The organism is Cupriavidus basilensis (assembly GCF_000832305.1).
GTDB lineage: Bacteria > Pseudomonadota > Gammaproteobacteria > Burkholderiales > Burkholderiaceae > Cupriavidus > Cupriavidus basilensis_F.
Map to the genome: position 1 here is coordinate 446,446 of NZ_CP010537.1, position 26,446 is coordinate 472,891.

The window sequence follows — 26,446 nt, forward strand, 5'->3', positions numbered from 1 at the left end:
CATGACCCAACGATTCCCCCGGCGTGCCGTGCTGGCCCGGATGGCGGCTTGCGCGATGCTGGCCTTATCCAGCCTTTCGGCCGTTGCCCAGGCGCACTGGCCGGACAAGCCGATCCGCCTGGTGCTGCCATTCTCGGCCGGCGGCCCGGGCGACATCACCACGCGGCTGATCGCGCAGGCGCTTGGCCGGCAACTGGGCCAGACCGTGATCGTGGACAACAAGGCGGGCGCCGGCGGCATCATCGGCGCCGAGTTTGTCGCCAAAAGCGCGCCCGATGGCTATACGCTGCTGATCGCCGGCAATGGTGCGGTCGCCAACGCGTTGCTGCGCGCGAAGATGCCCTACGCCGACAGCGACCTCGTTCCTGTGGTCAGCACCAATGCGGCGCCGTCGGTTATGGTGGTGGGCGCCGGTGCTTCGCGCAAGGATATCAAGGACCTGCAGGCGCTGCAGGCCTACGGCAAGGCCAGGGGTGGCATCACGTTCGGCACCGCCGGCGCCGGCAGCACCGGGCATTTCGTGGCGGAGATGGTGGAGACGGCGCTCGGCGTGCCAGTGACACTGGTGCACTACAAGAGCGGCTCGGAAACGCTTAACGCGGTCATTGGCGGCCAGATCGACCTGGCGTCCGAAGCCCCGGTTGGTGTGCTCGGCTTCCTGCGCGGCGGCAAGCTGCGCGCGCTGGCGGTGACCGACGACAAGCGCGCTCAGGCGTTGCCGGACGTGCCCACCACGGCGGAGCAAGGTTTTGCAGGCATCCGCATGGAGCACTGGGGCGGCATCTATGCGCCCAAGGGCACGCCGGCGCCGATCCTGGACCGCATCGCGCAGGCCACGCAGGCCGCGTTTCGCAGCGACGCCGGCCTGCGCGCGCAGTTCGAGACCTACGGCTACCGCCCCGTGTCGGGCACGCGGGCGGAGTTCACGCGTTTTGTGCAGGACGAGAAGCTGCGCCTTGGCAAGATCGTGCACGACGCGCACATGACGATCGATTGAGTGGTTGGCACGGTACGCTTTAGCGGCGCGCTAGCGGCGCGCCGGCACTTCCACGCGCACCGCCTGGTGCGCCGCCGCTTCGTCTTTCATCAGCAGGCGCACCAGGACGGCGCTGAGCAGCGCAACCCCGGCTGCCACGCAAAGAATCCAGGCGAAGCCATCCGCGAAGGCGGTGCGCGCAAGCGGCTCCAGCACGCTGCGCAGCGATGCTGGCACATCGGCCATCGCGCCGTGCAGGTCGCCGGCAACCACGCGCGGGATGATGTGTGCGGCCATGCCGGGCATCACCCCTGCGCTTTGCGCATGCGCATGCAGCGCCGTGTCGAATGCGGCTTCGGTATGGTAGGCGAGGAGGCCGCCGAGCAAGCCGAAGGACAGCACGATGGCGCTGAACCGCGTGGTGGTGCTGATGCCGGACGCCATGCCGGAGCGCTCGCGCGGGATGCAGGCCATGATGTTCTTCTGCGTATCGCCGTTGAGCAGGCCCGCGCCGCTGCCGGTGACGGCAATGGCCAGCGCAAAAGGCAGGTAGGACATGGTGACGGCCGCCCACGCGCTGAGCAGGTTGCCCAGGCCGACCAGCACGAGCCCGAACACCAGCATCGACGGCGCGTCCAGCCGTCCCGACAACTGCACGCCGATGCGCGGAAAGATCAGCATGGTCAGCGCAAACGGCAGCATGGCGGCGCCTGACGCGATCGCCGAGAACCCGAGGCCCGTCTGCAGATATAGCGGGATCAGGGTCATCATCACCTGGGCGCAGGCGGCATAGGCGGCCATGCCGAGCAACGCGCCGATCAGGCGCGGATTGCGGAACAGCGCGAGATCCACCATGGGCCGGCGCTGGATGCGTTCCACGCCGATAAACAGCGCGAAGAGCACGGCGCCGCCGGCCAGCCGCATCTGGGTGTGCATATCGCCCCAGCCGATGCGGTTGGCCTCGATCAGGGCCCAGATCATCAGGAACAGGCTGCCGCAAAAACACAGCCCGCCCCACAGGTCGATACGTGCCGCGCCCGTGTCGCGCGACTCCGCGATATGCCGCAGCACCATGGCGCCCAGCAGGATGCCGACCGGCAGGTTCAGCAGGAACACCCAGCGCCATCCCAATGCTTGGCTGATGACTCCGCCAAGGCCGGGTGCCACCAGCATGGCCACACCCATGCACGCGCCCCAGAAGGCCCACGCCCGGGCGCGCTCGCGCTCATCGTGAAAGGCGTGCGCGATGGTCGCCAGCGCGGAGGTCAGCAGCATGGCCGCGCCCACGCCCTTGACGGCGCGCGCCAGGTTCAGCGCCAGGCTGCTCCCGGCCAGGCCGCAGCCCAGCGAGGCCAGCATGAAGACCGCCAGGCCGGTCAGCAGCATGCGCTTGCGGCCGAACTTGTCGGCCAGGCTGCCGGCAGGCAGCAGGCCGCCGGCAAAGGTCAGCATGTAGGCGCTGACCACCCACTCGATATCGGAGAACGTGGCATGCAGGTCGCTCGCGATGCGCGGCAGCGTGACAGCCACGATGTTGGTGTCCAGGACGATCAGCGCGCAGGCGCCCGAGGCGGTCAGCAGCGCGGCGCGCGAGTTCATGCCGCTCATGCCGGCTCCCCGTCAAACTGCCGTGCCGGCGATATTGCCTGAAATGAAATAAATCCGGATGTGCCGTGTCCGGCGGGCCGTGGGTGACGATTCGTCTTGTGCCGCATATCGTTGCTTGCTGTCGCATTCCTTGATTGGATGCGGGCCAGGATACGGCGGGCAGGGCCACGCGTTGTTGCGCCGGCCGTGCTATTTTGTTGCCTGTCGGCTAATAATCAGAAAGTACTCGGAAGGAAAACAGCAAACCGATGGAACTGCGCCACTTTCGCTACTTCATCGCGGTAGCCCAGGACTTGCACTTCACCCGCGCCGCCGCGCGGCTCGGCATTTCCACGCCGACGCTTACCCGCCAGATCCAGGAGATGGAAGCCAGCCTTGGCATTCGCCTGTTCGAGCGCAACCAGCGCTCGGTGGCGTTGACGCCGGCCGGCGAGGTGCTGCTGGCGGAGGCGCAATCCGTGGTGGCGCAGTTCGAGGCCGCGCAACTGCGCGCGCAGCGCGAGGCGCGCGGCGAGACGGGCAAGATCCATGTGGGTTATGTCGCCTCGGCGGCTTACTCGGGCGTGCTCCAGCGGCAAGTCGCGGCATTCCGCAAGGCCTGCCCCGATGTGCAGCTGCTGGTGCGCGAGGCGCCCATGGGCACGCTGCCCGAGCAGGTCAGGGATGGGCAGGTCGACATCGCCTATATCCGCTCCCCGATGAACCTGCCCGAGGGCGTGGACGCGCTGCCGCTGGCGCCGGAAGGCTTTATCCTCGCGCTGCACAGCGATTCATGGCTGTGCGGCCTGGCCGAGATCCGTCCCGCGCATCTCAAGGCGGAGACATTGATTCTTCCCGAACAGGTGTCGGGCACGCTGTCCACCGCCGAGCAGGGTGGCTTCGTGCCCAGGCTGGGCCCGCAGCCGGGCGGGCTGGTGGCGGTGCTGACGCTGGTGTCGCTGGGCGAAGGCGTGGCGATTGTCCCGAACTCCGTGGCCGGCCACATCAGCCTGCCCAGCCTTGTCTACCGGGATATCGCGGGCCTGGAGGTGACGTCGTATCTGTCGCTGATGTCGCGCCAGTACGAAAAAGCCGCCACCATCCGGCGCTATATCGAACTGGTGTCGCGGCCCGCGCCAGGCTAGGCGGGGCTGCTCCACGAAAGGCTGGCAGCGTCGCAGCGTCAGACGACCATCGGCGTGGTAGCGCCATCGACCGACAGGACGGCGCCCGAAATATAGCTGGCGCGGGGCGAGGCGAGGAACAGCACGGCGTCCGCCACCTCCTGCGGCGTGGCCAGGCGACCCAGGCCGGTGCGCGCGTTGGCGCGTGCCAATGCCTGCTCCACGGTCGTGCCGCTGATGCGCGCATCCACTTCCATGCCTTGCTGCAGGCGTTCGGTATGCGTGGCCGACGGGTTGACGGCGTTCACGCGCACGCCCTGCTTGCCATAGGCATTGGCCAGGCCGGCGCTGGCCAGCATCAGCGCCGCGTTGGCCGCGCCGCCCGCCAGGTGGGCGGGGTTGGCCAGCTTGCCGCCCATGCCCACGATATTGACGATGGCGCCGCGCCCCTGCTGTGCCATGCGCTTGACCACGGGGTCGATCACGTTGATGTAGCTGAAGTACTTGGCGGCCATGGCGTCCTGCCACAGCTGCGGGGTCAGCTCGTCCGGCGGGCGGCGCTTGGCCGCGCCGGCGGAGGTCACCAGGATGTCGATGGCGCCAAGCGCGGCCACTGCCTCGTCCACCGCGCGCGCGGCCGCGGCGATATCGGTCAGGTCGGCAGATACCGCGACCACGTCCTTGGCGTATTCGCCTTCGCCTTCGGCCAGGCTGGCGCAAGCCTTGGCCAGGTTCTCGGCGCTGCGCGAAACAATGGCTACGCGCGCACCCTCGCGCAGGAAGCCGGCCGCGCAGGCCAGGCCAATGCCGCGGCTGCCGCCGGTGATGAGCACGCGTTGATTGCGAAGTTCGAGATCCATGGTGATGTGTCCTGGGTGGTCAGGGAGCGCGCGGGCGTCGATCGATCAATCAATCAACGGCGGATCCGCGGGCGTGGCGGGGCGGCAGTCAGGCCGGTGAGACAACAGGGGTGCCATCTTAGCGCGCCCGCGCCAGCCTTGCTGGTGAGCGCTCAATCCCGGGACGTCGTGCCAGCGCGGCGTCAACACACCTACGCCGGTGTCAGCGCCACATGCACCGCGATGCCCTCGATCGGATCGAGCGCGCCACGCCAGGGCGCGGCTGCGATGGCTTGCTTGCCGTGGACATAGCCTGCGTTCCAGCGCGCGTCGATGCCGGCGGCGCTGAAGTCGATATCCTTGGTCAGGTCTTCGCCGCCGAGCGACGGCGCATTGAGCTCGACCACGTGCATGGTGGTATGGCAGCCCCAGCCCAGTAACGCCTCGACCGCGGGCGTGCTGCGCTCCGCCTGGGGAATGTGCCTGGCCAGTTCGCGGATCACATGCCGCAGCCGGTGCAATTGCCTCTGGTGCTCCAGCTGGGTCTCGGCGCGGCTTGAGTACTGGATGTCCCGCTGCCGTCCCATGGCTTCCCAGATGGTGTCGGGCTCCGGGCCTTGCAGGGGCCACAGCTGCACGGCGAAGATCACCGAGCTGCGGCGAGGGTGGTCGTCGAGCACGGCTTCGATCGGCGTGTTGGAGCAGATGCCGCCGTCCCAAAACGCTTCGCCGTCGATCCGGATCGCCGGGAAGCCCGGCGGCAGCGCCGCGGATGCCAGCAGATGCTCCACGCTCAGCGCGGTGTCCCGGTTGGTGTAGTAGCACATCCTACCGCTGCGCACATTGACCATCCCGACGGTGAGCCGCGTGTGTTGCTCGCCGAGGTAAGCGAAATCCACCAGCGAGAGCAGGGTGTCGCGCAGTGGCGAGACCGAATAGAAGCCGGCGCGCTCTACCCCGAGCGGCACGCGCGTGCCGAGCCAGGCAGCCGGGTTGGGCGTGAAGAAGCCAGGGATGCCCTGGGTGAGGGTTGCAAGGTTCGACATCGTGCTGTCGCCGCCCGAGAGCAGGCGGGCTAGTTCAAGCGGCCCGTGGCGGCCCACCTGCTCCCAGAACTGCCGCAGGCGCGGCAAGCGATCCGCAGGCCGGTTGCCAGCCACGATCGAGGCGTTGATGGCGCCGATGGAGGTGCCGATGGCCCAGTCGGGCTCGACCCCTGCCTCGTGCAGCGCCTGGTAGACGCCGGCCTGGAAAGCGCCCAGCGCGCCTCCGCCCTGCAGGACGAACACCACTTGCTGATCGATGGGCCGACTGGCCGCGCCAGGCGCGTCGGTCGGGGCTGCGGCGGGTTGCGTCTTGCTATTCATGGTGTTCCGGCTCCCTGGTTGTCGGGGGGCGGCCGCGTTTGCCGGTGTTCGCGGCATGAGCGGGCGCCGGACCCGGAACGTGGTCTCGCCAGGACGCGGCTTGACGTGCATCGCGCCGCCATGCCGGTACACCGCGGCCTGGTCAAAGATGCCGGGCACGCTGGCTTCCAGGAGCAAGGGGTCGCGCTCAAGGTGCCTGGCCGCCTTGTAAGGCTAGCACCTCATGCTGTTCTTGGCAGATCCGTGTTGACGGTGGGCAAAAGGCGTCACTCGCGTGGAGGTCCTGTCGTCCTGCGCTTCGCCTTACTCAAAGGAAATCCGCGCGGCAAAGGCCAGCAGCATGGCCGAGAAGGACCAGCGCTGGACCGTCTGCGCGCGCGGGCTGCGGCGAAGCCAGCCGGTCAGGCGCAGCGCGCCGAACACGCACGCCAGGTCGAAGGCAACGCCGGTCAGCACCAGCACCACGCCGAGCTCAAGCACTTGCGACCACACCGGCGCGCCATGCGGATCCACGAACTGCGGCAACAGCACGGAACAAAACAGCAGTGCCTTGGGATTAAGGATGCTGCTGAGCGCGCCCTTGGCAACGGAGGCGCGTAGCCGCACCGGCGCTACTGCCGTGCCGGTGCCGGCGTGCATCCCGAAAGCCGGGCTACGGAAGATCTGGATGGCCACATAAGCCAGGTAGAGGCCGCCCGCGACGCGGATGCCCTGGTACAGCCAGGGCGCCGCGCGCAGCAGCGCGGCCACGCCGCATGCCGAGAGCGTGACATGCGCGGCGCGTGCCATGGCCAGTCCGGCGACCGTGGCCAGGCCATGACGGACACCCCGGCCGGTGCTGGTTTGCAGCACCAGTGCCATGTCCGGCCCGGGTAGGGCGTAGACCACGGCCAGGGCGCCGATAAAGGTGACGAGGAGATGTATTGAGACCATGATGCATGCCGTGTCGAGGGCAACATCATGACCCAGAGGCTGGAGGGAATTCTGGCGTTCTTTTGGAGTTAATAAATATAATTTGGGGGAATCCGCTAATTTTGACGGATTTCTTGGGGGTTGACTTTTGGATCTGGATAAAACCGATCGCGCCATCCTGATGGCGCTGCAGGCGGACGGACGCGCCACCAACGCCAGCGTGGCGGAATCCGTGGGGCTGAGCGAGACACCGTGCGCGCGCCGGCTCAAGCGGCTGGAGGCCGACGGCTATATCGAGGCCTATCGCGCGGTGCTGTCCCGCCAGGCCCTGGGGCTAGGCCTGATGGCGTTCACGCAGGTCCGCTTTGGCGTGCACAGCCGTGAGCTCTCCGACCGCTTCGAGCGGGAGATCCAGGCAATCCCGCGTATCGTGTCCTGCCATAACGTGTCGGGCAGCGCCGATTATCTGCTGTTGGTGGTCGCGCGGGACCTGGAAGATTACGGCATCTTCATGCGCGACGTGCTGCGCACATTGCCCGGCGTGACGGCGGTGGAGTCCATGCTGTCGCTGGGCGAGGTCAAGCGCAATGCCGGCCTGCCGTTGTTGTGATGCGGTGACGTTGCAAGGCCTGGCGCCGCATCCGGCTCAGTCGTCGCGGTCCGCGGCCAGGGATATCTCACGCGCGCCGAAGGCGCATAGCAACGCGATTCCTGTGCACAGGAATCGCCACGGTGAAGGCCAGTTGCCGCCCGTGCCACAGATCGGAAAAGCACTGCGAGAACTCGGCAGCCAGCACCGCTGCCTTGCCGCCGATGCGTTCGAGCTGGAATGCATATTGCCTCTGCCACCCGGGGCCGTAGGCCAGGTCGCCGGCCTCGCCGCTCGCGGCGGACAGATAGATCGGGACGCTTGCGATCCAGCCTGTCCTGCCTTCGAGGGATAAGATCGATCAGCCCCCCCGGCTATAACTCACCCCTTGGGCCAGACCATGCCACATCGATCTCTCCAGCCCGGCACGCTATGGCCGGCCATCCTGCGCCAGACGGAGCACGCCTTGCAATGCGGTGCGCTGCGTCCGATCGAGACCTTCCAGGAGGGCATCGACGATGGCGGCGTGCGCTTCCTGGTGCGCCAGGTTTCCAGCCTTGCGCGCAAGGACCGCGACAGGGATGAGGGCCACGCGCGCCAGCATGACAACGCCGTCCCGGGCAACCAGGCGGGCGCCGACCCGTTCCTTCCCTACGACCCGGACCTGTTTGTCGCGGACATCTCCGAGACCCATCTCGCGCTGCTGAACAAGTTCAACGTCCTGGACCATCACCTGCTGATCGTTACCCGCCGCTTCGAGTCGCAGGACGCGCTGCTCAACCTGGCGGACTTCGAGGCGCTGCTGGCCTGCATGGCCGAGTTCGATGGCCTTGGCTTCTATAACGGTGGCGCGGCGGCCGGCGCAAGCCAGCGCCACAAGCACCTGCAACTGGTGCCGCTGCCGCTTGCCAGCGAAGGCCCGGCGTTGCCCATCGCGCCACTGCTTGCGGCCGCGCGCATGGATGGCGCGGACGGCACAGTGCCGGGGTTGGCGTTTTCGCATGCGTTCGCGCCGCTGGCTTTGTCGTCGGCGCGCGGGCCGGATCTGGCCCGCACCGCACTTGCGCGCTACCGCGCGCTGCTGGAGGCGGTGGGCGTGCGTACGATCCATGTGGATGGAGCGCCGCAGCCGTTGGCTCCATACAACCTGCTTGTCACACCGCTTGGCATGCTGCTCGTGCCAAGGTCGGCTGAGTCCGTCGAGGGTATCTCGGTCAATACGCTCGGGTTTGCAGGATCGTTCTTTGTGCGGAATGAGGCGCAGATGCGCACCATCGAGCGGCTCGGCCCCATGGCGATGCTGAGGCAGGCCGCAGGCCCGCCTTTGTCGTCGCTGGCATCGACGGGCCGGAAATAAGGGGTAAATATAAATGCGGGAGCGCCGTTAAAGGGTTTGGGCTAGCAGGGTTGTCCGGCGGCGTTCGCGCCGGGCAGGAATCCCCGCTTGATCGTGCTAGCCAGGTCAGATCGCATCGCTTGCTGTGCGCTGCGGCGTTCCCCAATCGCATTACTTGGTAGGCTTTACCACTTGCCTCTTCAAACGGCTACCGCCCTAGCCAGTCCGAGCCGCGGCAGCAAGCATTCGCGCCTGCCGCGCTTGCTGCCGGCCCTTCTCGCCGCCATCCTCTGCGCGCAGTCGCAGGGCACCACGGCGGACACGCCCCCCCGCGCACCGAGGCGGTGGCGCGGGTGGTGTTCAGCCTGCTTGGCTATGCGCGCTGGCCAAACGAGCGGGAAGTCCTGCGCCTGTGCGTGGACGGCTCGTCGCGCTACGGCGCCAAGCTCGCGGAAGGCGGCGTGCTGGCAAGCGGGCGCTCCGTGCAATCCAGGCGCATCGACCTGCAGGATGGCGTGTCCACCGCGGGCTGCGATTCCGTCTACCTCGGGCCCATGACGGATGCCCGGCGCAAGAATCTGTCGACGGAGCTGATCGGGCGCCCGGTCCTTGTCATCACGGAAGAAGACTACGAGTGCGAGATCGGCAGCATGTTCTGCCTCAACGTGGTCGATGGCCACGTCTCGTTCCGCGTCAACCTGGATGCCGTTGCCCGCAGTGGCATCCATATCCATCCGGCAGTGTTGCAGCTTGGCCGCCGCCGGGGGCCATCGCCATGAAGCTGCCATTGCGCCCCGACGCGACGAGATCGCGCCCGACGCTATACAACGCGCTGCGCCGCATTCATCTCAGCGTGGCGTTGATCGCCGTGTGCACGGCCGGCATCTCGCTGACCGCGCTCGGGCTGGCCGCGCTGCGCGTCTATGCCGACCACAACCTGCACCTGGTTGCCCGCTCCGTGGCGTACACGCTGGAAGCGCCGGTGGTGTTCCGCGACCAGGCGGCCGCCAACGAGGCGCTGGTGGCCATCGCCGCGACGGAGGTGGCCCAGGCCCGCGTCTATGACAAGGACAACCGCCTGCTGGCCGAGTGGCGGCGCCCGGCCGGCGAGCGGTTTCCCGGCCTGCAGCGCCTGGCCAGCCGCGTGATGGCGCTCGGCCCGGTGGAGCAGGAGATCCTGCATGAAACGCAGGCGGTGGGCACCGTCCGCCTGACCGCCGACACCGGCAACCTCTTGCACTTTGTGCTCAGCGGGCTGCTGGGGCTGCTGGCTTGCCTGCTGCTCACCGCGGTCAGCGCGCACTACATGTCGAGCCGCATGCTGGTCCATATCATCGAGCCGGTACGCAACCTCATGCGCGTGGCCCATGCCGTGCGCTCGGAGCGCGCTTTCGACCAGCGCACGCCGCCAGCGCATATTGCCGAGCTCAACGCGCTTGGGGAGGATTTCAACGGCCTGCTCGACGAACTGGAGACCTGGCAGAACCAGCTCCAGCACGAGAACAGGTCGCTGGCGCACCGCGCCAGCCACGACAGCCTGACCGGCCTGCTCAATCGGGCAGCGTTCGAGGATGCGCTGCATCGGGCCGTACGCTTCGCCGGCACCACCAAGGGATATGCGGGCGTGCTCTACCTGGACAGCGACGCGTTCAAGGAGATCAACGACAACTTCGGCCATGCCGCCGGGGACGAGGTGTTGTCCGACATTGCCCGGCGCATCCGTTCCTGCGTGCGCGAGGGCGACCTGGTCGCCAGGCTCGGCGGCGACGAGTTTGCGGTACTGCTCACCTCGCTGCGCAAGCCTGCCGACATCGTCCAGGTCGCGGAGCATATCCTGCTTCGCATGAAGGATCCGGTACAACTGTCGAGCGGCACCCGCATCGGGGCCTCGCTGAGCATCGGGTTGTCCGTGTTTCCGCTTCATGCCCAGACTGCAGCCACCTTGATGCACACGGCGGACGAGGCCATGTACCGGGCCAAGCGCAGGTCGGGAGGCGGCTGGGAGACCGCGGAGCCGCGGCTGGCGAGCACCGGGCCCGCCTCGGTGTCCGAGTGTGAAGACAGCGAGAAATAAGGCAAGAACGAGAACAAAAATAGGAATAGGAGCATCTGTCATGCTATCGAACTTGCAAGCCGCCGGCAGCCGGTGCATCACGGCCGCCGTGATTGCCGTCCCCCTTGCGCTTGCTGCCTGCCAGACGGTGCCGGCCCCGAAGCTCACTGCTGTGCAAGTCGAGGCGTTGCAGTCGCAAGGGTTCCAGCTTACCGAAAATGGCTGGGAGCTTGATTTTTCCGAGAAGGTGCTGTTCGGCCTGGACGAGGACGTGATCAGCGCGGACCGGCAGGTGGCGGTGCAGCGGATCGGCCGGGCACTATCGGGCGCGGGCATTGATCATGTGCGGCTGGACGGGCATACGGACGACTCCGGCTCGGCCGACTACAACCAGCAGTTGTCGGTCCGGCGCGCGCAGGCGGTGGCGAATGTGCTGGCCACCACGGGGTTCCAGGCGGAGAGCATCCAGGTGCGCGGACTGGGCAAGAGCAAGCCGGTGGTGGACAACCGCACCGCCGCGGGCCGCGCGGAAAACCGGCGCGTGGCCATCGTGGTCACGATCGAGTAGCTGCCGGCGACACCCAAAATGCAGCAATCTCAAGCACGGGCTCCAGGAGGACGACGCGATCCCGCCCGGGTCCGCGCCGTTGTCAGCGCGGACCCTCAACACCGTCAAGGCTAGCGGACTAGCGAGCGCCTTGCGCCAGCTTCTCCTGTGCCCAGTTGACCGCCTCGCGTGCGGGGGCCAGCCCGCTCTTCTCCACGCGCTGGGCCAGCGCGAACACGCGCTCGCGGATCCGTGCCACCTCGGCCAGCACCGCCGCTTCCTCGGCACCGCCCAGGTACTCGCGGGCGCAGCTAATGATGCCGCCCGCGTTGATCAGGAAATCCGGCGCATAGAAGATACCGCGGCGTTGCAGCGTGTCGCCCTCGTCCAGCGACGCGAGCTGGTTATTGGCGCCGCCCGCGACGATCTTGAACTGGCAGCCTTCGGCCACCGCCGGGGTGATCACCGCGCCGAGCGCGCAGGGCGCGAACACATCGGCGGCCACGCTGGTGATGGCGGTGGTGGAGACCACCTGCGCGCCGAATTGCTCGCGCGCCTGTTCTGCCTTGGCGCCATGGATATCGGCCACGATCAGCCGCGCGCCGGCCGCATGCAGCTGGCGGCAGAGGTCCCAGCCCACCGAGCCAAGGCCCTGCACGGCAACGGATACGCCTTGCAGGCTGTTATGGTCGAGCACGTAGCGCACGGCGGCCTCGATGCCGACGAACACGCCATATGCGGTCTTGGGCGACGGGTTGCCGCCGAAGGTGCCCTCGCGCGGCATGCCGCTGATGTAGCGGGTCTGCGTGCGGGCGGCGACCATGTCTTCTACCGTGGTGCCGACATCTTCGGCGGTGATGTAGCGGCCACCCAGCGATTCGACCATGCGGCCGAAGGCGCGGAACAGCTTGGTGCGATCGGTTTGCGCCGGGCTGCGCAGGATCACGGCCTTGCCGCCGCCGAAGGGCAGGTCGGCCAGCGCATTCTTGTAGGCCATGCCTTGCGACAGGCGCAGGGCGTCGGTCAGGGCGTCGCTCTCGGCAGGATAGGCCCAGTAGCGGCAGCCGCCAAACGCGGGGCCAAGGCTGGTGCTGTAGATGGCGATGATGGCCTGCAGGCCGGACTCGGGATCGGTGGCGAGCGTGACGCGCTCGTGGGATGGGCCTTCGCCAGTGCCGAACAGGCGGCCGGCGGCCTCTGCGTTGATGCGTTCAGTCAAAGCGTCTTCTCCATGAAGATGGGAGCGCAAAGGGATACCTTCGCTTTCCGGGTGCACCGCATTGGGTTGCAAGGCAGTGCAGTTGCAACGGCAGCCATCGGGGGCTGCCGTCTCGATAAGGCCGGGCTGCCATTGTGTGGCTGCCCGGCCTCGGGTAAACGCTGGGTGCCGCGTCGTGGCGCGGAACCGGTGCTGGATCTTACCGGCAAAATGCGGGGAGATGAAGGGCGCGCGCGGTGTATGTGTGCTGTGTGTGCGGTGTGCGCGGTGTGCGCGGCAGCGGCACATCTATACTTGGACAGAGGTAATCCTCAACCCGAGCGAAGCGTGAGAGGGCGCCCGTGCGGTGGCCTGCGCCCTTCGCGTGCCAGGAGGGCACCATGTTCCAGCATCTGCTGCTGCCCGTCGACGGCTCACCCCTGTCCGAAGCCGCTTTCCGCAAGGCCCTGGTGTTCGCCCATGAGGCGCGAGCCCGGGTCACGGTGATCCGGGTGATCCCGGACTTCCATGTCTACACCTACCAGGTGGAATTGCTGGCCGACACCCGTACGCGGTTCGTGCAGGAAGCCACCCGCAACTCGGCGGACTACCTGAAAACCCTGGCCGCCGAAGCCGAGGCTGCGGACGTGACTTGCCAGACCCTTTGCGTCATACATGACCACCCCTATGCGGCCATCATCCAGGCCGCCCAGGACAAGGACTGCGACCTGATCGTGATGGCCTCGCACGGGCGGCGCGGTTTGCAGGGCGTGCTGATCGGCAGCGAAACCAACAAGGTGCTGACGCATAGCAGTATCCCTGTGCTGGTGTATCGCTAGCGGCTCATCGCGGCCGGCTTGCGTTGTGCGGCGCCAGCCACCTGCGGCGTGACAGCGTCCGGGCAAGACATGGATGCGCTTCTAGCCCGCGACAGTAGTCGCCTTGCCCGGCTGCGTCCAGTCCAGCACCACCTTGCCGCTGTTGCCCGACAGCATGGCGGCAAAGCCGGCCTCGAAGTCGCCCACGCGGAAGCGATGCGTGATCATCGGCGTCAGGTCCAGCCCGCTTTGCAGCATGGCAACCATCTTGTACCAGGTCTCGAACATCTCGCGGCCGTAGATGCCCTTGATCTCCAGTCCCTTGAAAATCACCTGGTTCCAGTCAATCGCCATCTTCGATGGCGGAATGCCCAGCATGGCAATCTTGCCGCCGTGGTTCATGTGCTCGAGCATGGTCGCAAAGGCGGTCGGCACACCGGACATTTCCATGCCCACGTCGAAGCCTTCCGTCATGTGCAACTCGGCAGCCACGTCTTTCAGGTTTTCGTGCTGCACGTTGACGGCGCGCGTGGCGCCCATCTTGCGCGCCAGCGCGAGCCGGTATTCGTTGACGTCGGTGATCACCACGTTGCGCGCGCCCACGTGCCGAGCGATGGCGGCGGCCATGATGCCGATGGGGCCGGCGCCGGTGATCAGCACGTCTTCGCCCACCAGGTTGAAGGACAGCGCGGTGTGCGTCGCGTTGCCAAAGGGGTCGAAGATGGCGGCGATCTCGTCCGGGATATCGTCGGGAATGCGGAACGCGTTGAAGGCCGGAATCACCAGGTACTCGGCAAAGGCGCCGGCGCGGTTCACGCCCACGCCTACCGAGTTGCGGCACAGGTGGCGGCGCCCGGCACGGCAGTTGCGGCAGAATCCGCAGGTAATGTGCCCCTCGCCGGAAACGCGGTCGCCAATGGCCAGCCCGCGCACTTCCTGCCCGATGGCGACGATCTCGCCTACGTACTCGTGCCCCACCTGCATCGGCACGGGAATGGTGTTCTGCGCCCACTCGTCCCATTTCCAGATATGGATGTCGGTGCCGCAGATGGCCGTCTGGCGGATGCGGATCATCACATCGTTGTGGCCGACTTCCGGCTCGGGGACGTCGGTCAGCGTCAGGCCGGGCGCGCGTTCGAGTTTGGCGAGGGCTTTCATGGGGGAGCCTCCTGCTTGCAGCGTGGATGAAGTGCCTGGGTGACGCCTGAGCGCCGCTCAGGCGATGGCGCCGAACTTGCGGCCCACCTTGGCAAACGCGGCCACGGCCCGCTCGATCTGCTCGGCCGTATGCGCCGCGCTCATCTGCGTGCGGATCCGTGCCCGGCCCTTAGGCACCACCGGGAAGGAGAAGCCCACCACGTACACATGCTCCGCCAGCAACGCATCGGCCATGCCGGATGCCAGCGCGGCATCGCCCAGCATCACCGGGATGATGGGATGCTGGCCCGGCACCAGCGTAAAGCCCAGCGCCGTCATCTCGCGGCGGAAATGCTCGCCGTTCTCCCGCACGCGCGCGCGCAATGCCGCGCCTTCTTCGCTGGCCAGCAGCTCCAGCACTTTCAGCGTGGCGGCGCAGATGCTCGGCGCCAGCGAGTTGGAAAAGAGATAAGGCCGCGAGCGCTGCCGCAGCAACTCCACGATTTCCCGGTGCGCCGCCACATAGCCACCGGAGGCGCCGCCCAGCGCCTTGCCCAGCGTGCCGGTGATGATATCCACGCGGCCCTCCACGCCACACAGCTCCGGCGTGCCACGCCCGTGCTCGCCCACGAAGCCCACCGCGTGCGAATCGTCGACCATCACCAGCGCCCCGTAGCGGTCTGCCAGGTCGCAGATCGATTTGAGGTCCGCGATGATGCCGTCCATCGAGAACACGCCGTCGGTGGCGATCAGCTTGAAGCGCGCGCCGGCGGCATCCGCCTCCTGCAGCCGGGTCTCCAGGTCGGCCATGTCGTTGTTGCGGTAGCGGTAGCGCCTGGCCTTGCACAGGCGCACGCCGTCGATGATGCTGGCGTGGTTGAGCTCGTCGCTGATGACGGCGTCCTGGTCGTCGAGCAAGGTCTCGAACAGGCCGCCGTTGGCGTCGAAGCAACTGGAGTAGAGGATGCTGTCGCCGGTATGGAGGAACTTGGCGAGTACGGCTTCGAGGGTCTTGTGCACGGACTGGGTGCCGCAGATGAAGCGGACCGAGGCCATGCCGAAACCGTCTTGCTCCAGGCCGCGCCGGGCGGCTTCGATCAGGCGGTGGTCATCTGCCAGGCCCAGGTAGTTGTTGGCGCAGAAGTTCAGTACGTGCTCGCCGCCCGCCAGCCGGATATCGGCCGCCTGCGGGCTGGCGATGACGCGCTCGGATTTGTGGAAGCCGTCGGCGCGGATGGTGTCCAGCGTATCGCGGAGGTGGGAGAGATAGCGGTCGCGCATGGGAGGCCCCTGGCAAGGTTGTTGGGCGGCGTGGCTTGCGCCAGCCTCCATGGTATGGCGAAAGCCGGGGAAATGCCGCTTTTGCTGTGCGCGTGTTTTGTGCTGCGCTGCGCAAGCGGTGGCTGGCGAGGCGCGACCGATGCTGCTATGCGGCAGCCGCCGCGCCGGTCGCTGGATCGGATCGTAAACGCAATGAAATCAAGCCTTTGGCTCTTTGCCTTAGGGTCGGTAACTCCTATCCTTAAGAGAGGTTGCGCATGCCGCCGCGATCGGTGCGCATGCCGGCTACCGGCTTGCTGGCGGAGGCGGCCATGAACGAAGACGTACGGATTGCTCCTATCGAGCGAATCATCTATTCGCGCCGGCACGCATCCCCCGGCACCCTTGTTCGCCACAACGCGCGGCGCCGCCGCCTGATCCAGGCCGCTGCGGCCACCGCGCTTGCCGCGGGGCTTGGTCCCTTGGTGCTGCCGCGCCGGGCACAGGCAGCCAAGCACACCTTGAAGATCCTCCAGTGGAACCATTTCGTGCCGGGCTATGACAAGTGGTTCGACAACACCTACGTGAAGGAATGGGGCCAGCGCAACGATACCGAGGTCATCGTCGATCACGTAGGGATCCCCGCGCTGGCCACGCGGGCCGCCGCCGAGGTATCCGCGCAGAAGGGGCACGACCTGTTCATGTTCCTGTCGCCTGCGCCAGTGTACGAGGAGCAGGTCATCGACCACCGCGAGATTTACGAGGAATGCCAGCGCAAGCATGGCAAGCCGGTCGAATTGGCGATCAGGAGTACGTTTAACCCGAAGACGAAGAAGTACTTCGGCTTCTCGGACAGCTTCGTGCCGGACCCGATCAATTTCCGCAAGGACCTGTGGGACGAGAGCGGCATGGCACCGCCGGACAGCTGGGACGACGTGCTGAGCGCGGGCCGCAAGATCAAGCGCAAACGCAACGTGTCGGTGGGCATTGGCTTGTCGGCCGAACTCGATACCGCGATGGCGATGCGAACCATTCTCTTCGCATTCGGCGGCTCGGTCCAGGATGAGCGCCATACCGTCGTGCTGAATTCGAAGAACACGCTGGAGGCGGTCAAGTTCGTCAAGGCCCTGTACCAGGAAACCATGACGCCGGAGGTGCTGGCGTGGGATCCGTCCTCCAACAACCGCGCCATGCTGGCGGGCAAGATCTCGCTTTGCCTGAACGCCATTTCCATCACGCGCGAAGGCGAGAACAAGAACATTCCAGTCACGCCCGATATCTGGCTGACCCAGGCCTTGCGTGGCCCGGTGCGCCGCATCGGCATGGAGCACGTGATGGACTGCTACGTGATCTGGAAATTCGCCGAGAACATAGCGGGTGCCAAGAAGTTCCTGCTGGACTATATCGACAACTTCCACCAGGCCTTTCTCGGCAGCGAGTTCTACAATTTCCCCTGCTTCCCGAGCACGGTCCCGGACCTGCAGAAGTTGATCGCCGATGATCCCAAGGCCCGCCCGCGCGACAAGTACAAGGTGCTGGGCAGCCTGATGAACCAGGCCACCAACGTCGGCTACCCCGGCTATGCCAATGCGGCCATCGACGAGATCTTCAATACCTGGGTGCTCAACACCATGTTCGCCAAGGCCGCCACCGGCGACGAAACGCCGGAGAATGCCATCCGCGCCGCGGAAGCGACGTGCAAGCGGATCTTCGCCAAGTGGCGGGAAAAGGGACTCATATGAGCCGCCCCCGCCGGACCGGAGGCATCGGGATGGGCGTGGGCCGATAAGTCATGGCCACGGTGGAAACCCGCTCACTCACCAAGCGCTTCGACGGCACCAACGCTGTCGACGGCATCGACCTGGCCGTGCACGAAGCTGAGTTCCTGGTGCTGTTGGGCCCGTCCGGCTCGGGCAAGACCACCTTGCTGCGCCTGATTGCCGGGCTGGAAGCACCCACCTCCGGCGATATCCTGGTGGGCGGCCGTGTCGTCACCGGGCTGCCGCCGCGCGCGCATAACATGGCCATGGTGTTCCAGAGCTACGCGCTCTATCCGCACCTGAGCGTGGCCGGCAACATCGCCTTCCCGCTGGAGGCGCAGCGCATGCCGCGCGAGGCGATCGCGCGCAAGGTGAGCTGGGCCGCGGCGCTGTTCGGCATTGGCCACCTGCTGTCGCGCAAGCCGCGCCAGCTCTCAGGCGGTGAGCGCCAGCGGGTGGCGCTGGCGCGCGCGGTGGTGCGCGAGCCGGTGGCCTTCCTGCTGGACGAGCCGCTCTCCAATCTCGATGCCAAGCTCAGGACCTCCGCGCGCGAGGAATTGCAGCAGCTTCAGCGGCGTCTGGCGACCACCACGATCTACGTCACGCACGACCAGATCGAGGCGCTGGCGCTCGGCGACCGGGTCGCCATTCTCGACCACGGCCGCGTGCACCAGCTCGGTACCCCGCAGCAAGTGTATGAGCAGCCGGCAGATACCTTCGTGGCCACCTTCATCGGCTCGCCGCCGATGAATCTGGTCGACACCGATGCCCTGGTGACGGGCTTCCGGCCGGAGCACTTCCTGCCGCGCGAGGTCTACGGCAGCGATGAAGCGCTGGAACCCTTCCCCTTCCATATCACCCGCATCGAGAATCTCGGTTCTGACCGGCTGGTGTATGGCCTGCTGGAGCCGCCACTGCCGCCGGCCAAGGTCATCTCGCGGATTCCCTGCACCGTCACCTTCCCGCTGGAGACCGGCGCGCGCTACCCGTTCGCGGTGCGGCGTGCCGACCTGCGGCGCTTTGATCCGCGTTCCGGCGCCAGCCTCGGTGTGGCGTCGTCCGTAGCGCCGTCCGTGAGGCCGGCATGAGCACCCGGGCTGGTGCCTGGCAGGCGCTGGGCGAGCGCTGGCTCGGTGCCTTGATGCTGGCGCCGGCACTCATCTATATCGCGCTGCTGCTCGGCATTCCCTTCCTGCTGTCGATCTACTACAGCCTGTCCGATATCACGGTGGGCACGCGCGCCATGCATTTTGTTGGCCTCGCGAACTTCCAGCGTATCGTGCAGAACCCCACCTTCTGGCGCTCGCTTGGCAATGCGCTGGTGTTCACGCTGGTGTCGCAGGCGCTGGTGGTGGTTCTGGCCAAGATCCTGGCGCTGGCACTGCTGCGTGATTTTCGCGGAAAATGGCTGGTGCGGCTGCTGATCCTGCTACCGTGGGTGGCGCCGATCTCGCTGGGTTCGATCGGCTGGCTGTGGATCTTCGATCCGGTCTACAGCATCATCAACTGGACGCTGCGCGCGCTCGGCCTGTTTGGCCCGCAGACCTGGCCGGTCTGGCTGGGCCAGCCGGACCTGGCCATGGCGTCGGTGATCCTGGTGGATGTCTGGCGCCTGCTGCCGCTGGCCACGGTCATCATCCTGGCCGGCCTGCACGGCATCCCGCAGGATATCCACGATGCCGCGGCCATGGACGGCGCCGGCTTCTGGCGCCACCTGTTGCGCATCAATATCCCGCTGGTGATGCCGATCATGCTGGTGGCGCTGTTGTTCGGCATCGTGTTTACGCTCACCGACATGATCATCATCTTCGTGCTGACCCGTGGCGGGCCTTATGACACCACGCAGGTGCTCGCCAGCCTGGCATTTTTCACGGGCATCCAGGGCGGCGACCTGGCCGAGGGCGCGGCGATTTCGCTGTTCCTGTTCCCGCTGCTGGTAGCGGTGGTGGCGCTGCTGCTGACCATCGCCAACCGCGTGGAGGTGGCCTGACATGCGTGCTGATGCCAGTCACTGGAAGCACAGAGGCGCGCGCTGGGGCGCACGCTTCGGCCATGTCGCCATCCTTGCCGTCTTCGCGGGGTTCTGCGCCTTTCCCTTCTACTGGATGCTGATCACCACCTTCAAGGATGTCCACGACCTGATCAACACGGCCAATAATCCCTTCCTGTTCAACCAGCCGCCCACCCTGGACAACCTGCGCGTGCTGTTCCTGGAGACACAGTACCTGCGCTGGATTGCCAATACGCTGCTGGTGGGGGCGATGGTGGTGGCCATCACCCTGCTGCTGGCGGTGCCGGCCGGCTACAGCCTGGCCCGGCTGGCAGGCAGCCGCGGGCGGCAGCTGGCGATCGCCATCTTCCTGACCTACCTGATCCCGCCCACCATCCTGTTCATTCCCTTCTCCCGCATCATCGGCGCGCTCGGCCTGCAGGATTCGCTGTGGTCGCTGGTGCTGGTGTACCCGAGTTTCACCGTGCCTTTCTGCACCTGGCTGATGATGGGGTTCTTCAAGGCGGTGCCGCGCGATATCGAAGAGGCGGCGATGATGGACGGGCTGAGCCGCTTCGGCGCCTTCCTGAAGGTGGTGGTGCCGCTGTCCTCGGCCGGCATCCTGACCGTAGTCATATTCACGCTGACGCTGGTGATGCAGGAATTCGTCTATGCCCTCACCTTTATTACCAGTTCGTCGCAGTACACCGTCAGCGTTGGCGTGCCGACCTTCCTGGTGCGCGGGGATGTCTATTTCTGGGGCTCCCTGATGGGCGCCTGCCTGGTCGTCAGCGTGCCGGTAGCCGTGCTCTACAACCTGTTCGTCGACCGCTTTGTCGCGGGTTTTACCGTGGGCGCGGTGAAGTGAGTGCGTCTGGCGGTGGCCGGGTCCGTGCCGACAGCGAAGCGATCCGGGCAGCGTCGAGCGCGGATCGTTGGCCAGCGCAGATGCCATCGGAGCCAGCCACCGGCCAACGGGGCGGCCCGGCAATGCGTGCTACGGCAGCGCCGCCGCGCCTTGCGTGCGCACCGTCGCCTGCTCCGCGCGCGGCTGTTCCTTGCCCTGCGTCGCCGCGGCGCCAAAATTGCACAGGTAGCTCATCACCATGTCCGGCACATGCTGCAACCTCGACGCCACGCGATCCGGGGCGGCGAGGTCCACGCCAAGCACGAACGACAGCGTGTAGCGGTTCGAGATGAAGTAAGACCCCAGGCCCGAGATCGAAATATATAGATCCACCCAGTCTGCATCCTGCCTGAACACGCCTTGTTCCTTCCCCCGCTCCAGAATCTCCGCCAGCGCGCTCTTCAGCGGATTGAACATGGCAGGAATCACCTTGGACTTGCGGATGTGCTCCGCCTTGTGCAGGTTCTCCGTACCCAGCAGCAGGATGAATTCCGGTTGCTCGATGAAATGCTGAATGGTGTGCATCACCAGCGCGCGCATATCGTCGACGGGGCTCTTTCCCGTCAGGCCGAGTTCGTTCTGCCGCTCGCGCATGGCGGAGTAGGCGCGTTCCATGACTTCGATGAACAGCGCCTCCTTGCTGTCGAAATAGTGGTAGACCAGATTCTTGCTGATCTTGCTGCGGGCCACGATGCTGTCCACGCGGGCGCCGTCGAAGCCCTTGGCCGCGAATTCCTTCGAGGCCATCTGGAGGATCTTCTCGCGCGTGGCCTGGGCGTCGCGCGGCTTTGGCTTGCGCGCGGTCTTGGCGGTCACTGGCATACGGATGTTCCTCGATAAATTTGTCATGGCATTGTCATGGCGGGCAGCACCGTGCCAGTGCGCCCGCTAACCAGATGGTTAGTGTACACCCCCTGAAGCGCACCGCAAGAAGGCCGCCAGCCAAGCGCTGGCGCCATTCTGGTGCTCCGTGAAAACCCGGTTGACAAGCAAAATCCCGTCTTCTATTGTACTGACTAGTTAGTTAGCAGATCGGTCGGTGCGCGTTCCGGGGCAACGGAATGCGCGGCACGCGCAAGTCGCCCGTGCCTCACATCCTTGGAGTTGACATGGTTCATGCGGGAAGCAATGCGGGCGTCCGGGTCGGGTGCGATATCGGGGGCACGTTCACGGACATCGTCCTGGCAATGCCGGACGGGCGGTTGTTCGTCAACAAGACATCGACCACGCCGCACGACCTGGGCGAGGCCATCGTCACCGGCCTGAAGTCGCTGATCGGGCAAGCCGGGATTGCGCCGGGCGATATCACCGAAATCGTCCACGGCACCACCACGGCGTCCAACACCATCCTGCAGAAGGTGGGCGCGCGCACCGGCGTGCTGACCACGGCGGGCTTTCGCGACGTGCTGGAGATCGGCCGCATCCGCACCCCGACCATGTTCGACCTGGGCTGGCAGAAGCCGCAGCCGCTGGCGCCGCGCCGTTATCGCCGCGGGTTGAACGAGCGCATCGACGCGCGCGGCAATATCATCGTGCCGCTCAACGTGGACGAGGTACTGGCCGTGGCGCGCGGGTTGGTGGAAGAGGGCGTGGAGGCGCTGGCCATCTGCTTTATCAACAGCTATATCAACCCCGTGCACGAACTGGAAGCCAAGGCGCAGCTGGAGCGGGCGTTTCCCCGCCTGCTGGTGACCGCATCGTGCGATGTGCTGCCGGAAATCAAGGAATACGAACGCACCAGCACCACGGTGGTCAATGCCTACATCCTGCCTGCCATGCGCACTTACCTGCGGCGCCTGAAGGATGACCTGGCCCGCATGGGCGTGTCGGCGTCGCTGCAGGTGATGGCGTCCAACGGCGGCATGATGGGCGTGGCCAGCGCCAGCGAGAAGCCCGTGTTTGCCGTGGCCTCGGGGCCGGCCGGCGGCGTGGCGGGCGCGGCGCAGATCGGCGCGCTGGGTGGCGGGCGCGACCTGATCGTGTTCGACATGGGCGGCACAACGGCCAAGGCATCGATCATCACCGGCGGCACGCCGTCGCTGACCACCGAGTACGAGTTCCGCGACGGCATCAGCGCGCCGAGCCGCTTTGTCAAAGGCGGGGGCTATGTGCTGAAGGTACCGGCCATCGATATCGCGGAGGTGGGCGCCGGAGGCGGCTCGCTGGCCTGGATGGATGCCGGCGGCCTGCTGTGCGTGGGCCCGGAATCGGCCGGCGCCAATCCGGGGCCTGCGTGCTACGGGCGCGGCAACGATCGGCCCACGGTGACCGACGCCAACATGGTGCTTGGCTACCTGAATCCCGAATCGCTGGCGGGCGGCAGCCTCAAGGTGGACCCGGAGCAATCGCGCCGTGCCATCGACGCGCATATCGGTGCACCGCTCAAGCTCGATACGCTGGCCGCCGCGCACGGCATCCGCCATGTGGCCAACGTGAGCATGGCGCGCGCGCTGCGTGCCGTGACGGTGGAGCGCGGGCGCGACCCGCGCGACATGACGATGATCGCCTTCGGCGGCGGGGGGCCGCTGCACGCGGTGGACGTGGCCATGCTGCTGGGCATCAAGCGGGTGATCGCACCGGTGATGGCGGGCGTGTTCTGCTCGGCCGGCATGCTGTGCGCGGATGCCGAGCATAACTTCGTCAAGGCCATCCTGCGGCCGCTGGCGGATTGCGATGGCGCCGGCATTGGCGCGGTGATCGACGAACTGCGACAGCAAGGCCTGGCCATCCTCGCGCTGGAAGGCTATTCGGAGGCCGCGGTCGAGATGGCGGTGGGCATCGACCTGCGCTACCTCGGCCAGAGCTCGGAGCTGACCATCCCGCTGCCTGGCGGTGAAACCGGCAAGGCGCCGGACGCTGCTGCGCTTGCGCAGCTTATCGAGGATTTCGGCGTCCAATACCAGCAAACCTTTGGCTACCGCAACGACGAGCCGCTGGAACTGGTGAATGTGCGCCTGAGCGCCTATGGCCGTAGCGACCAGCGGCTGGATTTCGACGCCATCCAGGTGGATGCCAGCGCGCTGCATGGTGTTGCCGGCACGCGCCAGGTGAGCTTCGGGCGCGACCAGGCACCGCGCGAGACCTTGCTGATCCCGCGCTCGGCCATGACGGATGCGCCGCGCCAGGGCCCGCTCATCATCGAGTCGTACGACACCACCATCGTCGTGCCCCCAGGCGCTTCGGCGCGCGCGGACAAGATCGGCAACATCATCATCGATATCGCCCAGGAGGCAGCATGAGCACGCAGTTCGACCCGGTGACCTTCGCGGTCGTCAAGAACGCGATGGACTCCATCGTCGACGAAGTGGCCTACACGGTCATTCGCACGGCGCGCTCGGAGATCGTCAAGGACGTGATGGACTACTCGGCCGCGATCTGCGACCGGCACGGCCGCATGGTGGCGCAGGCCAAGACCATCGCGCTGCACCTGGGGGCGATCCCCGAGGCCATGGAGGCGGTGCAGGCGCGCTATGGCAACGACCTGAATCCGGGCGACGCGGTGGTGGTCAACGACCCCTACCAGGGCGGCATGCACCTGCCGGACATCTTCATGTTCGTGCCGTTCTTCTATGGCGGCGCGCTGGAAGGCTATTGCGTGGTGATCTGCCACCACACCGACGTGGGCGGGCGCGTGCCGGGCTCCAACGCCAGCGACTCCACCGAGATTTACCAGGAAGGGCTGCGCATCCCGGTGCTCAAGCTGTATGAAGGCGGCAAGGTCAACGACACGCTGGAGCGCATCATCGCGCAGAACGTGCGCCTGCCGGACCGTGTGCTAGGCGACCTGAAGGCGCAGTACGCCGCCACCCAGGTAGGCGTGCGCGAACTAACAGCGCTGTTCGACCGATACGGCCGCGACGACACGCGCGCCTACCTGAACGAGCTGCTGGACTACGCGGAACGCCTCACGCGCGAAGAGATCCGCAAATGGCCCAAAGGCACCTTCCACTTTACCGACTACATCGACGACGATGGCTTGTCGCCGGAGCCGATCCCCATCCAGGTTGCGCTGACGGTGCATGAGGACTATGTGAGCGCGGACTACACGGGCTCGTCGCCGCAGGTGCGCGCCGCCATCAACTCCACGCTGTCGTACACCAAGTCCTGCACCTACTTGAGCGTGCGCTGCGCCTTGAAGGGCGATGTGCCAAACAATGCTGGCGTGTTCCGCTGCATCGAGGTGCGCGTGCCGGAAGGCTCCGTGCTCAACCCCTTGCCGCCGAGCGCGGTGGCGGCGCGCGCGCTGACGGGCTACCGCGTGTTCGATGCGATGCTCGGCGCGCTGGCACAGGTGGTGCCGGACCGCATCCCCGCCGCCGGCGAAGGCGGCAACACGGTGGTGTGCCTGTCCGGCATGAGCGACGAGAACAAGCCCTACATCATCGTGGACATGATCTGCGGCGCATGGGGGGCGCGCCCCGCCAGCGATGGCATCGAGGCCATCACCAATGCCTCGCAGAACCTGTCGAACACGCCGGTGGAAACGCTGGAAGCGCAGCATCCAGTGCGCGTGGAAGCCTACGAGCTGGTGGAGGATTCCTGTGGCGCGGGCGAGTTCCGCGGCGGCCTGGGCATTCGCCGCAGCTATCGCGTGCTGGCGCCCAACGCGCTTTTGCAACTGCGTGCCGACCGCATGAAGTTCTCGCCGTATGGCCTGGCCGGAGGCGGGCCCGCCAGTCCGGCACGCAACCTGCTGCGGCAAGGCGATGAGATCACTGACCTGCCGAGCAAGGTCGGCATGACGATTGCACGCAACGATGTGGTGACGCATATCCAGCCCGGCGGCGGCGGCTTCGGCGATCCGCTGGTGCGCGACTTCGAGCGCATCCGGCAGGACGTGTGGAACCACAAGCTCACCGCCGCCTTTGTGCTCGAGCATTACAAGGTGGTGGTGGACCCTGCCACCGGCGAGATCGATGTGCCGTCCACCGCGGCATTGCGCGCGAAGCTGCTGGCCAAGGCGGCGTAGTATTTCCGGACGGCTGGCAGCCGTCCGCTTACGCATACCCACAGACCCCCCACAAAGGAAATCGAGATGCGTTTTTCTGTCATGAAACTGGCCCGGCGCGCGTGTGCCACCGCGACATCGTTGATGCTGTTCGCTGGCGCGGCCGCGGCGCAGGCGCCCGTCCAGAAGCTGCTTGTGCGGATGGACTACTCGCCATGGGGCATGCACGCCGCTATGCACCTGGCCAAGCAGAAGGGCTGGTTCCAGGAGGCTGGACTCGACGTGGAAGTGCAGGATGGCACCGGCACCATCAACACCCTGCAACTGCTCGCCGCCGGCCAGGCCGATGTGGGCCAGGTGCAGCTTGGCACCATGGCCGTGGCCAAAGAGAACGGGCTGGACCTGATGTCCATCGCCGGCTTCGCCCGCAAGGGCGACCTGGCGGTGATGGTCGATGAAAAGCTGGGCGTCAGATCCGTGCAGGACCTGGTCGGCAAGAAGCTGGTGTGCTTCACCACCAGCCCGTGGGCGCCATTTATCGATCCCTACTTCAAGGCCAACAAGATCGCCAAGGGCAAGGCCACTATCGTGATGGTGTCGCCCGCGGCCATGATCTCCACCTACGCCTCGGGCAACAGCGACGGCTTCCTGTCGCAGGCGCCGTTCGGCCAGCCGATGGTGTCCAAGGTGCGCCCCGCCAAGGCGCTGCTGCTGTCCGACAGCGGCATCAACTTCCCCAGCTATGGACTGGTGGCCACGCCGCAACGGCTGGCCGAGAAGGGCGCGGCGCTGAAGAAGTTCGCCCAGGTGCAGGTGCGCGCGTGGGAGTACATCTACGCGGGCCACGCCGATGAAGGCGTAGCCGCCATCCTGGCACAGCGCCCCAATGCCAAGCTGGACCCGCAGATCCTGCTGGCGCAGATCCAGGCTTACCGTGCGTTCTTCGACAGTCCCACGCACAAGGGCCTGCCGATCGGCAAGCAGAGCGATGCCGACTGGGCGGCCGCCATCCAGTCGATGGAGCAGGCCGGCATGATCAAGCCCGGGCGCAAGCCGGCCGACTACTACACCAACGCCATGCTGGCGAACTAGTCCGGG

At 66.5% G+C, this 26,446-nt stretch carries 23 protein-coding genes; 15 read left to right on the forward strand and 8 right to left on the reverse strand.

Features of this window, described 5'->3' with window-relative positions; genetic code table 11:
- Position 1: 1 nt before the first annotated feature.
- A complete protein-coding gene (locus RR42_RS22795; protein WP_052494872.1) occupies positions 2–997 on the forward strand; it encodes a Bug family tripartite tricarboxylate transporter substrate binding protein in 996 nt (331 codons plus the stop codon).
- A gap of 30 nt (positions 998–1,027) precedes the next feature.
- Here the strand turns inward: RR42_RS22795 and RR42_RS22800 are convergent, their stop codons facing one another.
- A complete protein-coding gene (locus RR42_RS22800; protein WP_043353241.1) occupies positions 1,028–2,584 on the reverse strand; it encodes an MFS transporter in 1,557 nt (518 codons plus the stop codon).
- A gap of 248 nt (positions 2,585–2,832) precedes the next feature.
- Here RR42_RS22800 and RR42_RS22805 point away from each other — a divergent pair, with 248 nt between their 5' ends.
- On the forward strand, positions 2,833–3,708 hold the full coding sequence (locus RR42_RS22805) for a LysR family transcriptional regulator (protein ID WP_043353243.1): 876 nt from the start codon (positions 2,833–2,835) through the stop codon (positions 3,706–3,708).
- Positions 3,709–3,746: 38 nt separating this feature from the next.
- Here RR42_RS22805 and RR42_RS22810 read toward each other — a convergent pair whose 3' ends face one another.
- The 3 genes from RR42_RS22810 to RR42_RS22820 all read right to left on the reverse strand — a co-directional run bounded on the left by RR42_RS22810 (position 3,747) and on the right by RR42_RS22820 (position 6,826).
- The gene (locus RR42_RS22810) at positions 3,747–4,547 is read right to left on the reverse strand and encodes an SDR family oxidoreductase (RefSeq protein WP_043353246.1); all 801 of its coding nucleotides are present in this window, start codon (positions 4,545–4,547) and stop codon (positions 3,747–3,749) included.
- A gap of 191 nt (positions 4,548–4,738) precedes the next feature.
- Positions 4,739–5,893, reverse strand: coding sequence for a patatin-like phospholipase family protein (locus RR42_RS22815; RefSeq protein ID WP_043353247.1), 1,155 nt, complete (start codon positions 5,891–5,893; stop codon positions 4,739–4,741).
- A gap of 303 nt (positions 5,894–6,196) precedes the next feature.
- Positions 6,197–6,826, reverse strand: coding sequence for a LysE family translocator (locus tag RR42_RS22820; RefSeq protein WP_043353250.1), 630 nt, complete (start codon positions 6,824–6,826; stop codon positions 6,197–6,199).
- A 127-nt stretch (positions 6,827–6,953) separates the two neighbouring features.
- Here RR42_RS22820 and RR42_RS22825 point away from each other — a divergent pair, with 127 nt between their 5' ends.
- The 5 genes from RR42_RS22825 (at position 6,954) to RR42_RS22845 (ending at position 11,351) form a co-directional block, all read left to right on the forward strand.
- Positions 6,954–7,415: an Lrp/AsnC family transcriptional regulator gene (locus RR42_RS22825; protein ID WP_043353252.1), complete on the forward strand. Its 462-nt coding sequence runs from the start codon at positions 6,954–6,956 to the stop codon at positions 7,413–7,415.
- A 379-nt stretch (positions 7,416–7,794) separates the two neighbouring features.
- The gene (locus RR42_RS22830) at positions 7,795–8,751 is read left to right on the forward strand and encodes an ATP adenylyltransferase family protein (RefSeq protein WP_043357675.1); all 957 of its coding nucleotides are present in this window, start codon (positions 7,795–7,797) and stop codon (positions 8,749–8,751) included.
- Positions 8,752–9,086: 335 nt separating this feature from the next.
- Entirely contained in the window at positions 9,087–9,509 is a 423-nt protein-coding gene (locus RR42_RS22835) for a YfiR family protein (RefSeq protein WP_419188906.1), read from the forward strand.
- Entirely contained in the window at positions 9,506–10,804 is a 1,299-nt protein-coding gene (locus RR42_RS22840) for a diguanylate cyclase domain-containing protein (RefSeq protein WP_052494873.1), read from the forward strand. Before RR42_RS22835 ends, RR42_RS22840 begins: the two co-directional genes overlap by 4 nt.
- A gap of 40 nt (positions 10,805–10,844) precedes the next feature.
- Entirely contained in the window at positions 10,845–11,351 is a 507-nt protein-coding gene (locus tag RR42_RS22845) for an OmpA family protein (RefSeq protein WP_052494874.1), read from the forward strand.
- A 118-nt stretch (positions 11,352–11,469) separates the two neighbouring features.
- Here RR42_RS22845 and RR42_RS22850 read toward each other — a convergent pair whose 3' ends face one another.
- Positions 11,470–12,549, reverse strand: coding sequence for a Leu/Phe/Val dehydrogenase (locus tag RR42_RS22850; protein ID WP_236702163.1), 1,080 nt, complete (start codon positions 12,547–12,549; stop codon positions 11,470–11,472).
- Between the two features lie 380 nt (positions 12,550–12,929).
- On the opposite strand from RR42_RS22850, the gene RR42_RS22855 reads away from it, so the two are divergent.
- On the forward strand, positions 12,930–13,367 hold the full coding sequence (locus RR42_RS22855) for a universal stress protein (RefSeq protein ID WP_043353254.1): 438 nt from the start codon (positions 12,930–12,932) through the stop codon (positions 13,365–13,367).
- Between the two features lie 81 nt (positions 13,368–13,448).
- Here the strand turns inward: RR42_RS22855 and tdh are convergent, their stop codons facing one another.
- Both tdh and RR42_RS22865 read right to left on the reverse strand, forming a co-directional pair.
- A complete protein-coding gene (tdh, locus tag RR42_RS22860) occupies positions 13,449–14,504 on the reverse strand; it encodes an L-threonine 3-dehydrogenase (protein WP_043353256.1) in 1,056 nt (351 codons plus the stop codon).
- Positions 14,505–14,561: 57 nt separating this feature from the next.
- Positions 14,562–15,764: a glycine C-acetyltransferase gene (locus tag RR42_RS22865; RefSeq protein WP_043353257.1), complete on the reverse strand. Its 1,203-nt coding sequence runs from the start codon at positions 15,762–15,764 to the stop codon at positions 14,562–14,564.
- Between the two features lie 257 nt (positions 15,765–16,021).
- On the opposite strand from RR42_RS22865, the gene RR42_RS22870 reads away from it, so the two are divergent.
- Genes RR42_RS22870 through RR42_RS22885 form a run of 4 tightly spaced genes read left to right on the forward strand, consistent with a single transcriptional unit; the run spans position 16,022 to position 20,361 of the window.
- Positions 16,022–17,485, forward strand: a complete 1,464-nt coding sequence (locus RR42_RS22870) for an ABC transporter substrate-binding protein (protein WP_236702164.1) — start codon at positions 16,022–16,024, stop codon at positions 17,483–17,485.
- Between the two features lie 50 nt (positions 17,486–17,535).
- The gene (locus RR42_RS22875; protein ID WP_043353259.1) at positions 17,536–18,591 is read left to right on the forward strand and encodes an ABC transporter ATP-binding protein; all 1,056 of its coding nucleotides are present in this window, start codon (positions 17,536–17,538) and stop codon (positions 18,589–18,591) included.
- Positions 18,588–19,493 (forward strand): carbohydrate ABC transporter permease, encoded by a 906-nt coding sequence (locus RR42_RS22880; RefSeq protein WP_043353260.1) that lies wholly within the window; start codon positions 18,588–18,590, stop codon positions 19,491–19,493. The genes RR42_RS22875 and RR42_RS22880 overlap by 4 nt, the downstream gene beginning before the upstream one ends.
- Before the next feature lies 1 nt (position 19,494).
- Complete coding sequence (locus RR42_RS22885) at positions 19,495–20,361, forward strand: carbohydrate ABC transporter permease (protein WP_043353264.1); 867 nt, start codon at positions 19,495–19,497, stop codon at positions 20,359–20,361.
- A 129-nt stretch (positions 20,362–20,490) separates the two neighbouring features.
- On the opposite strand, the gene RR42_RS22890 is transcribed toward RR42_RS22885, so the two are convergent.
- A complete protein-coding gene (locus RR42_RS22890; RefSeq protein ID WP_043353265.1) occupies positions 20,491–21,222 on the reverse strand; it encodes a TetR/AcrR family transcriptional regulator in 732 nt (243 codons plus the stop codon).
- 287 nt (positions 21,223–21,509) lie between these two features.
- Between RR42_RS22890 and RR42_RS22895 the strand changes: the two genes are divergently transcribed.
- From RR42_RS22895 to RR42_RS22905, 3 genes are all read left to right on the forward strand, one after another.
- Positions 21,510–23,639 carry a hydantoinase/oxoprolinase family protein gene (locus RR42_RS22895; protein ID WP_043353268.1) on the forward strand — a complete coding sequence of 710 codons (2,130 nt, stop codon included), beginning with the start codon at positions 21,510–21,512 and terminating at the stop codon, positions 23,637–23,639.
- Complete coding sequence (locus tag RR42_RS22900; protein ID WP_043353270.1) at positions 23,636–25,369, forward strand: hydantoinase B/oxoprolinase family protein; 1,734 nt, start codon at positions 23,636–23,638, stop codon at positions 25,367–25,369. The genes RR42_RS22895 and RR42_RS22900 overlap by 4 nt, the downstream gene beginning before the upstream one ends.
- 66 nt (positions 25,370–25,435) lie before the next feature.
- Positions 25,436–26,440, forward strand: coding sequence for an ABC transporter substrate-binding protein (locus tag RR42_RS22905; RefSeq protein WP_236702165.1), 1,005 nt, complete (start codon positions 25,436–25,438; stop codon positions 26,438–26,440).
- The last annotated feature ends 6 nt before the right edge of the window (positions 26,441–26,446 follow it).